The organism is Terrimonas ginsenosidimutans (genome assembly GCF_022012415.1).
In the GTDB taxonomy this organism is placed as follows: Bacteria; Bacteroidota; Bacteroidia; order Chitinophagales; family Chitinophagaceae; genus Terrimonas_A; species Terrimonas_A ginsenosidimutans.
In genome coordinates, this window is the sequence record NZ_JAKLTR010000010.1 from 159,715 (window position 1) to 173,298 (window position 13,584).

Here is a 13,584-nt window from a genome sequence, read left to right on the forward strand (position 1 = left end):
TTCATGCAAAAAGCAAATATCATAACCGTTATTGCACTGCTGTTATTCCCCGCAGCAGGTCTGGTCATCAGCGACAACAATATCACCCGTTGGATCGTCAGCTTATCGCTGATCGCTTATCCGCTTGTGGTATTGCTGATGCAGCCTTTGATCAGGAGAGACTCCATTGAAACAGACAGGCTGGATTACCGCAACTATTTCTTTTCAATAGGATTTCGTTCAAAATATACACACCTGTTCATCCTCATGTGGTTTACCATACTGTTCGCTAAAATGGACATGGGGATGGCATACGTCTTCTTTCTGAGTTCGTCCTTATCGTGGTTCTTTGTCGTATTCCTTGCAGGACTTCGCCATAGAAAAAGGCTGTTGAACATCCTGCCGGTTGGAAGCACCGTGATCCTTATCGCAGGCTTCCTGCTGATGCACGCATTTCTGTTCTTTGAATTTGGAGGCAGTGAAAAAAGGATCTCTTTACCGGTTAATACGAACACTTTCCATTCCCGATTTCTCAGTATTCTGGGTAAAACAGAAACTGCCATTGCACAATCCTCTGCGCTTAACAGCGATAAAACACCGGGTATTGCGGAAATGGAGCGCGCAGAGCAGAACAGATGGTTCATCGAAAACTATGCGGCGGAACAAGGCTGGACAAGCGCTATAAAGCCCCATTTTTCCGTAGGAAGCAACTATGCTACCCAGCTCAGCGATACTTTACCGGTAAGATATATGGTAGCCGAGCACGGATTTCTTGCAACAGCACTGCCGATACTACTATTACTTTCACTGGTGATCTTCCCGATCAGATCTGTTTCAGAAGCGCATAATGAAACAACCGGCTACAGTGCCGGCAATCTTTTCAGCATATATTTCCTGATGCAGTTGATCTGTTTTGGAGGGATTGATATACTGATCAACAGCAATGCTTTTCCTTTTACAGGTATCAGCTACTTCATCTTTGCCGTAAATGACCTTTCATACACGCTGGCTTTTCTGGGAACAGTGGCTATAGCGTGTACCTTATATAAACGCCAGGAAAATGCGAATCTCGCCCGCTGGCATATCCGCCAGTCTTTTTCCTTTTTGCTGCCATTGGCAATTTTTGCAGTGATCGCACTTGGTTTTTCGCTGATCAGAAAGACCGCGGGGAACTACGCACTGGAAACGCTGAAAAGCGACCTTGTGTACTGTTCTGAAAAACTCAATGACGGCATTTCCACAAGGATCGGATCATTACCCCTGGAAGAACAAAAGAAATTCAGACGACTCGACGCCCCTGCTTTCTATCGTGAGCTGATCAGTGATCCAGAAGTTGCCGCGCTCTTCCCTGAGATGCAGCAGCAAAGTCCGGCGGCAAGCGATATCCTGCAAAAATTCCTGAATACCAATACGGACAAGAACAACCCGACGAACCTGCTGTTTGTAGAAAAAGACCGGGAATCAGGATGGAAGATCAAAGTGAATGAATGGTTCTTTATAAAAGCCTCGTTGAACAACCGGGAAACGTTATCTCCTGCCGCTGTTCTCGGATATACGGGAAAGCATTCCGGGCCTGTTGGAGGATTCAATTATAATGGAATTTCGGTTGCTGCAAAAGATGTTTTTAAATCAACGCGTTCCGCCGCAAATGTCAATCTGCTTGCGCTGCCGGCAGCAGCTTTCAGGAGGCTTCCTGCAGAAGAGGCCGATAATTCCTGTGTATATTTTGCCCAGGCAAATGTGCCCGGTGCCATGATCGATGCAAACAATGGTCAACCCGAAAGCCAGCCTTACGCTGTTCGCGTAAATGAACGTGATGGCTTCACGGTAGAAGCTGATGCAAAAAAAGGAGATATTACTTTCTTTCACGGTGGTATACTGACCGATGAATTGCTGGCACGACCTTTCTGGATAAATGGTAAATACCAGTACCTGTATCCTGAAAGCAATCATAAGCTATATACATATATGCTTAGCCATAACATGAAGAATTCTGCGAAAGATGCCGCTGTTCAGCTGACGCTTGATGTGCATCTTCAAAAAGATCTTGATAATCTTTTAAGTACTGTATATGACAGTTCCAAAGTAAAAGCAAGTATTACTGTTACGGACGGTGAAGCGAACTTCCGTGCAATGGCGCAAAATGAACTGTACAAAGAAGATCGTACAGATCATATACAGATCGATCCCAATTATTTCACCTCGCTTTCCGAGCTGTTCACGCTTACTTATAAACTGTCTGACGCAAACGCAAACCGATTGATCCAACGGCGCAGTCTTATCAGCGACGGAAAACCTGGAAGCACCATCAAACCATTCACCTGGGCAGCCGTGATCGATGGTTTTGCCGGAAGATGGAACGAACTGGATCTGATGCCTGCCGGCATTAATGAACAGGATATCACCAAAAGCAGCGAAGGGAATGAAAGTGTGAAGTTCTTTGCCGGCAGACAGGTATTCCCTATCTCGCTCGACGAACACGGTTCACTGGCTGCCAAAAACTTCCTCGCTTTCTCAAAAAACAGCTATCATCTGCTGATCAATTATCTTGGTTCATTTGAGAAGGAGCAATTAAAGGCAACTCCGCTCGCGTCCAACTATCGCTATGATGCGCAGCAAACCGGCATCCTGGTTAAAGATAATGGGCCTTCTACTTTGCAAACTTATCCGCAGGTCCGCCTTGGTAGCCAGACATATCATTTTAATAGTAGTCTCGATAAATGGCCTCAGAATGGACTTGATCCGGATAAACTGTTTGGTAATCCCCAAAGTGTAATGGCGAAAGGCTTTGCGCAAAATTTCCATACTATTACCAATAGTGATTCGACCGGCGCAAGGTACAGCCGTCAGAAATGGTACTTTGAAAATATTGAAGACAGCATTCTCGTAACAAACAATCTCTTTACCGATGGTCTGCTGCCACAATTTTCTACGTACGAGGAAGACCGACGTTCTGTAAAACGCAATGACCTTCCAGGAGGGTCTTACCTCACATTCAGAGCATCGCAGGTAGGTGCGGAAATATATAAAGTTTCGCCGGCCACACTCTGCCAGATGGCGGTGAGTATGACAAAGCTGGATAGAAGCCTGAAATTAAAATTCATCCAGCAGCAACGGGCAACCCGGGATACGATCAACTGGATCTATGACCAGGATGGTTATAACAATGCAGAAGCTTTATACAGAATCAGACGCAGCACCGTTTATGAAAGTATGAGACTTTCCAATGCAGAGCCCGGAGGTACCGCCTATTCGATATTCAACGCGCCAGCCCAGGACGGCGTAGCACTGAATAAGGGAACAATGGTGATTGACGGCAAGACCTTCTACCTGTATACAAAAACAGGAACAGCAGATGAGTCGGATCATGACACTTCCGCAAGAAGAAAGAACCTGCTGATCATTATCTCCAACCGCGAAATGCATACGGGAGAATTGAAACAGGATAAACCGATCCGCTGCATGGCGTTATATGTTCAACTGAGAAATCACCCGACACATATCTGGTCTGAACAGGATAAAGCAATGATCAGAAGATCGATCACACTGATCGCAAGATCAGCTTCATTCAGCAATTATTTCAATTGACAGCTATGAACAAGTTTTCAATAACACTGACCGGAGTTCTTCTGGCGGCCACTACCCTTCTCTTTGCGTGTAAGCAAAAGGAACAGGAAAATAAGCCTTCTGCGATCAGCCATGTGGTGAGCGATAGTCTTAAAGTATGGTGTAAAAACAAAATGCCCGCCAGCAGGATCCTGGAAGAGGCTGCAAACTTAAAACTGGTATTTTTTGAAGAAGAGCTTAATCTTTTGTGGAGGCCGGCCTACAGGGAAGATCTTGTAAAGGAAATGGCAGACAGGGGCAATTTTAGCTGGGAAGAATTGCCTGCGCATGAAGGAAACAGGCGCTGGCAATTATCACTCAACTTTCAACAGGAGGACTCCACGTACGCCACGCCCAATAATCTGTTGTTATATTTGTTCCGGTAATGACAGACGATAATATATATAAAGACAAGGATTTTGCAATTTATTGCCTCACACTTTATTTCAGGGGAAATAAGCAGGATCTGTCTATTGCGCTGGCCGATTTAAAAGCGAGCAATAAAACAGCTGTAGAGTTTCTCGAACAATTCTTTCAACGAAAAAACGAGGATAAAGAAGCGATAACCAAACAGATCAATGAATGGAAGAGAACATATAAGAAGAAAAAAAAGCTACGAATTTCTTTCAGAAAACTTCTTCTTCCAATAGGAATACTGGTCCTGTTTGCTGCAGGTTATTTTGCCTGGAAGGCCATAGCGGCAGGAGATCCAGTTAAAGAGCCGGAGAACCCGGACAGGCTCTATGTGATCACGACCTCCGGGTTCCGGGCAAGAAACACTCCCTCTTCACCGGGAGGCAACAGGAAATACTTCCGATATGGAGATACGGTTACCAATCTTCACGACACATTAAATGGCTGGGTAAAGTTCAGCTCCCAGGAGAAGCTACAATACGGCCCTTCGAAATACTTCGCTACTGAAAGTGTATTCAGGGCGCATGATTCGCTTTTTGCGGATTTTCATTACCTCCCTTCGCTTGAAACGATAAACAGTAAGGCTGCATTTTGTATCCGCGAATTCATAGACAGATCGCTTCATTCATCAGTCAAAGAATGGCATATTCCACTGCAGTCACTGGAAATAAAACCCGCGAGGCATGCTGTGTTGAGTTTACCGCGAGCGGTGGATTATGTAAAAGTAGATGGTGAAGGTGAGTTGGAAAAGTATCACCTGTTATTGGTATCAAGGAGGCAAATACAGTCGCCGGACTCGATCAATCACTACGCTTTACTGCTGGAATTGTTACCAAACGGCTCAGTGATCAGGCGGGCTGATTTCCCTTTATCAATTGCAGAAACCAGCTGCTACATTACTGTAAACAATGTCGACAGATTCCTGAGAGGAAACATTAACGGGAATGTGTTTTTGCGAACGGACAAGGAAAGGTTATTGCGACTGAACTGGACAAAGGGAATGGAAGCGCCGAAATGGGAGTGGATGGAATGAATGGAGGAAATAGCAGTCCGATCCTATTGCCTCCCATTTCGCATCTTCACAGATAAGCCTTATGTCGCTGCACTATCAAGCAGCACGGCCAATACGATACGCACGACCTTTTCCCTGTTTTCTTTATTATTGAAAAACTCAAGATCTTTTTGATTGTTTATATAACCACATTGAAGCATTACTGAAGGGACATTGTTCTGGTCAAGCACATACACACCCGCATCATTTCGCTGTTTAACCACTTTTTCCGCTTTATAAACTGAAGATAATTTTTCAAGCAATGCGGAAGCGATCACTTTACCTCCCATATCTTCCCGTTTCCCCGCTATGAAAATATCAAAACCGGAACGATTGGCCTGGTAAGCATCTGCTTTGCCTGTAGAGTTAACATGAAAGCTAAAAAACATGTCCGGCTTAGCTTCTTTAGAGATCCTGAGCCTGTTCATCAGATCTTCCTGCTTCGTTTTTCCAATAGCTTCTTCATTTTCTCTCGTCAATATCACTTTGATCCCGTATTCGGGAGCTAATGACTGCATAAGAGTGGCGAACTCAAGGGTCATCGTAGCTTCTTCAAACCTGTGATCGGGGCTTTTCGCACCCGGATCAAACCCACCATGACCGGCGTCCACAACGACAGTGAGCTCTTTTTTACCGGGAGAATTAACCCTAACAGGTTTCAAACGGAACGCAACCATTCCGAATAATACGGCGGCTAAAGGCAGGATCATGAACTGACGTGCATACCGCGATCTGGTAATACTGGTTTTTGTGATCATGGCTATTCTTCTTTTTATCTGATTATGAAAAAAAGGGTTGACAAGTGATTGTTTTGTTCTTAATGAACGCATCAATAGCAATTCAGCATAGTCTCCACTGCTATTGTCCAGCGCCGCTGGTTCATCTGCAAGAAATTCATGAATAACCCGCAGTTCTTTCTTGATGAGATGAAAAAATGGATTGACCCAATATATGATCGTCAACAGCTCTGTGAGGATCACGTCATAACTATGTTTCTGTTGAACATGTATCATTTCATGATGAAATATCTGCTTTCCCTTCTCGGATTGCAGATCAACCTCATCATCCCAAAAAACAATATTGAAAAAGGAAAAAGGAGTTCCTGCTTCTTTTGTCAGGAACACCTTAACATTTCCCACTTGCTTATAGTGGTAAAACAATGCGGTCTTCCTGAGTTTGTTCAGACCTATAAGTAATCTCCCCAAAAACAATAATGCGACCGACACGTACACCACTGTTAAGATCATTGACCAGGAAACAGTCGATTGCTCGGGCAACGATATGGAGGGAACTCCTGTTGGTTGTTGTTCTGATGGATCGACGTAAACTGTTTCCAGCAAACGAACCATCCCCTGGCTTTCACTACCCGAAGCCGGCCATGTCAGCGGAATGGAGATACAGGGTATCAGTACGCTGAGCACGCACACCATTAAAAGGCAAAAACGGTTAAACCGGTTAAATGATCCGTTTCGCAAAAACAGATGATAATATCCATATAAAAGTCCAGACAGGACGATCACCTGACCGATATAGATAAGCAGCTTCATTTGATAAGATTTAAATCCGCAATGCGAACAAACACTGAAACGAATCTATAACTATTTTATTAGTTTATCAACTAAAATATTAGTTAATTATCCGGTAATTATCGAATTGAGACTTTCGTCGGTCTATCTATCAATTCATCCGAATTGCTGTGGGAAATTTGCATGGATGCCTAGTTTTGCGGATAGTCTTACCACCACCAAGAATATGCAATTAAGAAAATACTGGACTAAAAAAGCTATTTGGGGAATCAGCAGGGGGGAGCTTGGAACCTGGTTTTTATACAATTTTTTCTGGGGCTCTCTATTTTTCCTGGTATTGATCATCGCCTATGAGATCCCGGATCTTAAAAAGCAGACCGTAGTTGTTGGCTTCGACATTGCGATAAAGATGCTTTTGACCATACCAAGCTGGTTCCTCGTCTTCAGGGTCTGGAAGAACAAACCATTGAGCTTCCTGATCTCGTTTCATCTTATCTACATGATCCTGTTCGGGCTGGCCTGGGTATATAGTTTTGGCTATGGCATAAGAGCAATAGAGTTCAAAAGACCGCCATTCGTATTTCATGAAATGATGGTCGATTTTTATATCAGTGTTGTTTTCTACAGTCTGCAGTTCGCCATCTTCCATGCATATCACTATTTGCAACGGACCAAACGGCAGCTGAAACGGGAACAGGAATTGAAGGATCTTGCTTATCAGAGTGAGATCAAAGCATTGAAGGCGCAGATCGAACCTCATTTTCTTTTCAATACCTTAAACTCGATCAGTGCGTCCGTTCCGCCTTCACTTGAAAAAACACGGGTACTGATCGCGCAACTCGCGGATACATTCCGTTACGCGCTAAAAGTGAGCGAACGGCAGATGGTAACACTGGAAGAAGAGTTGGAATTTGTAAAAACCTGGCTGGCATTGGAACATCACCGCTTCGGTGAGCGATTAACTGTCGAATACGACATAGAACCATCTGTTCTTTGCGTCCAGGTTCCTCCAATGATCTTACAACCTCTTATTGAGAATGCATTGAATCATGGCATTAGTCCACTTGTAAAAGGCGGAACAGTATCTGTTACCTGCAGGCAAACAGAGGCGTTCGTTCATATTACAATCAGCGACAGTGGTGTTGGGTACGATGGTAATATTGATGACCTCCTGCAAAAAGGTATAGGTCTGAAAAGTACTGCTGAAAGAATTGACCGGCTGTTTAATGAAAAACTGGAGATAAAGAGAAACGTGCAGGGGCTAAGGGTAATGTTCCGTATCCCTGTTTCTTAAATATAATTTCAGATATGATCGTCATTCCTGCTGCTTGTGGCATACCAGGAACGGCGGTCATCATTCTCCTAACCATTTCCGGAATCTTGCAGCCCGCAACCTGCTTATAATGATCTCTTCATACGGGAGAGGATTCACCTGGACCTTAAGTTTTCCGCTGAACCATGCATGTACTTTTTCTATCGTGGAATAATTCAAGATGAATTGCCTGTTCACTCTGAAAAAATCAGTTCCGTTAATATCTGCTTCTATTTCATCGAGTCGTTTGTCAATGACGAGATCTTCATTTCGTCTCGTTTTAATATACTGTAATTTCCCCTTTGTATAAAAATAGGCAATGTCATTCGCTGCTACTGAAATATACCTTGTGCCGGACTTTGCCAGAAATCTTTCCCTTGCACTGGTCTTGGATGAGATATTATCAAGTATGCAAGCCAGTTCCCGCTGTAGTGAAGGCTTGGACAGGCTATGCCATTTTTTGTACTTATGAATCGCAGCTTCAAGCGCATCTTTTTGCAATGGCTTTAACAGGTAGTCGACGCTGTTGAATCTGAATGCTTTCAATGCGGATTCCTTGCAGGCGCTGATGAAGATCACAGGAGTTTCCGTACATGCCTCCCGGAATATTTCAACCTGAGGATCCTGCTCAGCGGATATGTCAACAAATATCAGGTCGATATCTTTCGATGCTTTCAGATAATTTGTACCGGTCTCCATATTGTCGATCACATCAACAACGTGCACTTCATGGTCAACCTCTACCAGCATTTCTTTCAAACGACGGACAGATAATGGTTCTTCTTCGATTACAAGTACTTTCATGAGAAGTCGGTTTAAGTTTCGCAGATTAACAACCAAACTTAATATCGGCTACGGGTTAATGCTTAGCTTTTCCGCCGGAATGCTTTATTCGTCGACGAAAAAAACAAATCCGCTGTATATGGTTTTTCTTAACAAAAAAGCGCCTGACAATATGGTGTAAAGACCCGTTGCATCAGGAGATCAAAAATTCCAGGATCATGAAATAAGGAGATCACACAGATTGGCAGGGTTATAAGGCAATTCGTCGACAATACCATCGCGTCATACGGGTGGTACTGTTAATTTTAATTCAAACAGACAGATGACACTAAAAAAAGTACTGATCATTGATGATGAAGAAGCATCAAGAACGATCATCCGCCAATACCTGGAAGATCATCCTGAGATAGAGATCGCCGGCGAATGTCATAATGGGATCGAAGCAGTGACCCTCATCGATGAAGTTGAACCTGATCTTGTATTTCTTGATATACAAATGCCCGGCTGCAGTGGCTTCCAGGTACTTCGAAAGATCATACACGTACCTCAGATCATTTTTTCAACAGCCTTTGATCGCTATGCGTTAAAAGCATTTGACTCCAATGCAGTGGATTACCTGCTGAAACCTTATACAAAGGAAAGATTTGAACAAGCCCTTAGTAAAATAATTCGCCAGGGAAATTCCACGGAAAGCATCCAGAATCTTGCACAAAGCACCGGCAGTGTTTATTATGACAAGATCCTCCTTGAGAACGGCAATAAGATGATCAGCATACATATTTCTGATATCACCTATCTTGAAGCTGAAAAGGATTATACACGCGTCTTTACAAACGACAAAAACTACCTGAGTAATTTCGGCATAAGCATCATTGAGCAAAAATTGAATCCTTCTAACTTCACACGTATTCACCGTTCGCATATCATCAACATCAATCAGATCCATGAAGTATACCGCGAGAATGGTGATACTTATCTTGTATTGAAAACGCAGCAATTATTTAAGGTGAGCAAAAGTTATACGGATAACATCAGGAAGATGATGTACTAGGGAGCCATTCCTTAGCATTGATCTTGCAGGTGTTTGCAAAAGTTTGCGGGGCCCATGTGAGCACAGGTAAAGTTTTCAATTATTTTGCGCCTGCCTTTGTCAGGATTTGTTGAATTTCTGCATGTCCTCTTTTCTTTGCCCATCCCAGTGGTGTAGACCACACTGCACCTGCTTTGCCTGGATCAGCACCTTGAGTAAGGAAGTATTGCACCATGGCAGTATATCCCCATCTTGCCGCCATTCCTAACGGCGTGGATTGATATTCTTCATCAAGTGCATTTATGTCAGCACCGTGTTTTAAAAGTAGTTCCGCTTTGTATGAATTTCCTTTCTGCGCCATATCATGAAGAATGGTAACATGATGCCAACTCATTGTATTAGCGTTCATTCCTTTTTCCATCATGCAGGCTGCACCGTCGTCATGCTCAAAATAATAAAACTGTGTCCATTTAAGTATGTCAGGAACTTTTGCACCATAGCTTGTCAACAAGTCAATCATTGCACGATTGTTTTCTTTTGCAGCGAAAGTTAAAATCCCCTCACCCCAAAAATAAGTTTCATCATTTACAAGTTCTGGATATCGTTTCAAAATTTCCTCTGTCTTTTCCAAATCTTCCTCATAAACTGCTTTTTCAAATTCTTTTTGTTCTTCCGTTCTGTTATAAAAAATTTCTCCGTTGTCACCTTTGAATTTATGCAATGAGCTGTCGGCAGCATATTCATTCAATAAGGCTACGATTTCATTGTAGCCTCTATCTTGTGCAACAACTTGCAGTGATTCCTGGAAGGGATAAATTTTATATCGAGCATCATGTGCTCCATGTGCCAATAAAAATCTGACTAAATCTATATGCCCTTCCCGTACAGCAAAATGAATAGGGGGAGTGTAGTTGTATTGGGCATAAATTAATTCCGGGCATTCTTCAACCATTTTCTTTACTGTGTACAAGTCACCAACCTTACTTGCAGCTAAAACTTCCCACACTTTTGTCGTGGTAGAAAGTACATCATTGGAAAGTTTCATTGGCAAGTCCCGCTTTAAATCGTTTGGTTGTATCATGTCTTGAATTTCGGGTCTGTTTTAAAATGACACACTACACTTGCATTGCAGTAACCTTAATGCTGTAATACGGCTAATTTAGCATTACTTGGGTAATAATAACAGAAACAGTTTTATTTGATTTATCCTCGCCTAACAAATACTTGATGAAAAACCAATCAGCAAAGCTGTCAACAAAAAGTTGCTGGAAGCTATAAAAGTCAAGAACCAGTGGACCTTAGAAATTTGCTTCCTGAAGCAAGTTTTCCCGGTCGCAACGATAGTGCACCATTCTTTATACAGGAAACTAAAGAGCGAAGTGGCAAAAAGTTGCCTTAGCCGGCACAGCAATCAACCCTGAATATTTTCCGGCGAATTCTTTTTTCTACAGACGCCTTGCTCTCCATTTCTAGCCATATTTTCCTCAGCCTTGTTCTTTTCTATGTCGACCACAGCGCAGGAGGGTGCTACTTTTTTGCATCAATATGAAAAAGTAGATCGGCATTTTGAGAATCTCCCCCGAAACACTGCTCCGGCAAGGGCCCCCTGTTAAGGTTTCGGGCAAATTGGTTTAATTCAGGCCCGGCAGGGCTCCAACCGTCACGGCTTGCGAAACACTTCCATAAAATCTTCTACCCCCACGTATCAGTTTCCCCAAAATTAAAAAAGGGGCATTATATTAGCTTTCAATACCTTAAGTCCCTAAACAAATTTTTAACACCCCATTTTTGTAAAAAAATTTGTTTCGGACTTAAAAACAACATTAACTTTGCTAACGGTGTTAGGTAAAACACAAGAGATATGGGAATTGCAGAAAGACGTTTAAGACAAAAAGATGAGGTAAGGTCCAGTATACTGGAAACAGCCTGGAACATCGTTCGTGAAGAAGGATGGCAGTCTCTGTCTATCCGCAAGATCGCTGACGCGATTGAATACAGCGTCCCCGTCATCTATGATCACTTCGCTAATAAAGAAGCCATCCTGCTGGAATTCGGTAAGCAGGGTTTCAACCTTCTTGCCAGTAAAATGGAAGAAGCGAAGAAAACGACCGAAGAACCTGGCGAACAATTAAAAGCAATGGCCGATGCATACTGGAACTTTGCTTTCAGGAATAAAGAATATTATCAGTTGATGTTTGGTCTCGGCATCGCCTGTTGTGAAACCGATAAGTGCCTGCCGGGGACGATCACCTTCCGCGATCTAGTTATGGAGCCTATCTCCAGACTGCTCGCAGAGAATACAAATAAGCAGATCAATGGTTGTTTGAAATACCACACTTTCTGGTCTGTGATGCACGGATTAATCTCAATAAAAATGACCGCGAATACCGCCGAAGTTGCGGATGAATTAAACAAAATGGTACTCGACGATGCTATTGATGGATTTATCAGGAACCTGAAGGGATAGCCCTTTTTTTTGCCCGAAAGGTTAACGATGTTAGGAAAGATAGTGACGTTATAACTGATTGTCAGCCAGCCTGCAACCGCCCACCCTCGGGTGCAGATCCAAATTTTTTAGTCAATTATTCAGTAACTGGAAAGTGACCCCGCTTTCCTTAATAACAGTGTTATGCAACAAAAAGTCAACAACCAAACCCGCAACACCGCGTCTCCAGCGACACGGAATCTGATCATTTTCATTTGGGGCCTTATCGTCGCAACTGCATTATACGCCTGCAATTCATCTGCCGGTGCACCAGCAGGGCAACAAGCTGCTCCGGCATTACCTGTAGTGTCGCTTCAACAAGCGCCTGCTACAACTTACCAGGAATTCAATGCCTCGCTCGAAGGAAGCCAGGATATCGAAATACGTCCTCAGGTGGATGGCTATCTTGACAGGATCCTGGTTGATGAAGGTGCTTATGTAAAAAAAGGTCAGGCACTCTTTCAGATCAATACCCGTCCTTACCAGGAACAATTGAATACCGCACGTGCAAGCCTTGCAAGTGCAAAAGCAAACCTTCTGAATGCTGAGATCAATGTTTCCAAACTGGCTCCGCTGGTTCAGAATAACATCGTATCAGATGTTCAATTGAAAACAGCACAGGCTGTACATGATGCCGCAGCAGCGCAGGTTGCGCAGGCGGAAGCAGTCGTGCAAAGTGCTGTGATCAATCTAGGTTATACAACTATTCACGCTCCGGTTGAAGGATATGTAGGAAGAATTCCTTTCCGTACAGGAAGCCTTGTTGGCGTCAGCACGCTGAATCCATTAACGGTTGTATCCTCTGTACGTGATGTTTATGCATACTTCTCCTTTACTGAAAAGGATTTCCTTTCATTTACACAGGAGTTTGCCGGTAAAACAGTGGAAGAAAAGATCAAACAATTCCCCGCAGTGGAGCTGGTAATGGCGGACGAATCGATCTATCCGTTAAAAGGAAAAGTTGAAACGGTAACAGGTCAGTTCAATAACAACAGCGGAACGATCAGCTTCCGCGCAACTTTCGAAAATAAAGACGGGCTGCTTCGCTCTGGGAATACGGGCCGTATTCGTGTCCCACACGCAATGAATACAGCCCTTGCCATTCCACAGGAAAGCACTTTCGAACTGCAGGATAAAGTATTTGTATTCGCGGTAAGCGACAGCAACAAAGTTGTAAGTGTTCCGCTTCAGATCTCCGGTAAATCAGGTAACTACTATCTTGTCGAGAATGGCCTCAAACCAAACCAACGGATCGTGTTCTCCGGATTTGACAGATTAAGGGACGGCGCATTTATTCAACCACAACTTATTTCATTAGACAGCATCATAAAATCAAGGCCTTTGTAAGACAAATTAAAAAGTAAAAATTCAAAATTAAATACCAATAGAAAGGATACT

The 13,584-nt window shown here is 43.2% G+C and carries 10 protein-coding genes; 7 read left to right on the forward strand and 3 right to left on the reverse strand.

Going from position 1 to position 13,584, the window contains the following annotated elements; translation table 11 throughout:
• The first annotated feature begins 3 nt into the window (after window positions 1-3).
• The 3 genes from LZZ85_RS16220 to LZZ85_RS16230 are packed head-to-tail and all read left to right on the forward strand — an operon-like array spanning window position 4 to window position 5,032.
• Window positions 4-3,567 carry a hypothetical protein gene (locus LZZ85_RS16220; protein ID WP_237874117.1) on the forward strand — a complete coding sequence of 1,188 codons (3,564 nt, stop codon included), beginning with the start codon at window positions 4-6 and terminating at the stop codon, window positions 3,565-3,567.
• A 5-nt stretch (window positions 3,568-3,572) separates the two neighbouring features.
• Window positions 3,573-3,971 (forward strand): hypothetical protein, encoded by a 399-nt coding sequence (locus tag LZZ85_RS16225; RefSeq protein ID WP_237874119.1) that lies wholly within the window; start codon window positions 3,573-3,575, stop codon window positions 3,969-3,971.
• Window positions 3,971-5,032 (forward strand): hypothetical protein, encoded by a 1,062-nt coding sequence (locus LZZ85_RS16230; RefSeq protein ID WP_237874121.1) that lies wholly within the window; start codon window positions 3,971-3,973, stop codon window positions 5,030-5,032. Before LZZ85_RS16225 ends, LZZ85_RS16230 begins: the two co-directional genes overlap by 1 nt.
• 59 nt (window positions 5,033-5,091) lie before the next feature.
• Here the strand turns inward: LZZ85_RS16230 and LZZ85_RS16235 are convergent, their stop codons facing one another.
• Window positions 5,092-6,597, reverse strand: a complete 1,506-nt coding sequence (locus LZZ85_RS16235) for a M56/M15 family metallopeptidase (protein WP_237874129.1) — start codon at window positions 6,595-6,597, stop codon at window positions 5,092-5,094.
• 166 nt (window positions 6,598-6,763) lie between these two features.
• Between LZZ85_RS16235 and LZZ85_RS16240 the strand changes: the two genes are divergently transcribed.
• Entirely contained in the window at window positions 6,764-7,870 is a 1,107-nt protein-coding gene (locus LZZ85_RS16240) for a sensor histidine kinase (protein ID WP_237874138.1), read from the forward strand.
• Window positions 7,871-7,930: 60 nt separating this feature from the next.
• Here LZZ85_RS16240 and LZZ85_RS16245 read toward each other — a convergent pair whose 3' ends face one another.
• Window positions 7,931-8,692 carry a LytR/AlgR family response regulator transcription factor gene (locus tag LZZ85_RS16245; RefSeq protein ID WP_237874140.1) on the reverse strand — a complete coding sequence of 254 codons (762 nt, stop codon included), beginning with the start codon at window positions 8,690-8,692 and terminating at the stop codon, window positions 7,931-7,933.
• A 301-nt stretch (window positions 8,693-8,993) separates the two neighbouring features.
• Here LZZ85_RS16245 and LZZ85_RS16250 point away from each other — a divergent pair, with 301 nt between their 5' ends.
• Window positions 8,994-9,722 (forward strand): LytR/AlgR family response regulator transcription factor, encoded by a 729-nt coding sequence (locus tag LZZ85_RS16250; protein ID WP_237874142.1) that lies wholly within the window; start codon window positions 8,994-8,996, stop codon window positions 9,720-9,722.
• Window positions 9,723-9,801: 79 nt separating this feature from the next.
• On the opposite strand, the gene LZZ85_RS16255 is transcribed toward LZZ85_RS16250, so the two are convergent.
• Window positions 9,802-10,782: an ankyrin repeat domain-containing protein gene (locus tag LZZ85_RS16255; RefSeq protein WP_237874143.1), complete on the reverse strand. Its 981-nt coding sequence runs from the start codon at window positions 10,780-10,782 to the stop codon at window positions 9,802-9,804.
• A 780-nt stretch (window positions 10,783-11,562) separates the two neighbouring features.
• On the opposite strand from LZZ85_RS16255, the gene LZZ85_RS16260 reads away from it, so the two are divergent.
• The gene (locus LZZ85_RS16260; RefSeq protein ID WP_237874145.1) at window positions 11,563-12,168 is read left to right on the forward strand and encodes a TetR/AcrR family transcriptional regulator; all 606 of its coding nucleotides are present in this window, start codon (window positions 11,563-11,565) and stop codon (window positions 12,166-12,168) included.
• Between the two features lie 162 nt (window positions 12,169-12,330).
• Window positions 12,331-13,533, forward strand: a complete 1,203-nt coding sequence (locus tag LZZ85_RS16265; RefSeq protein ID WP_237874148.1) for an efflux RND transporter periplasmic adaptor subunit — start codon at window positions 12,331-12,333, stop codon at window positions 13,531-13,533.
• Window positions 13,534-13,584 lie beyond the last annotated feature (51 nt).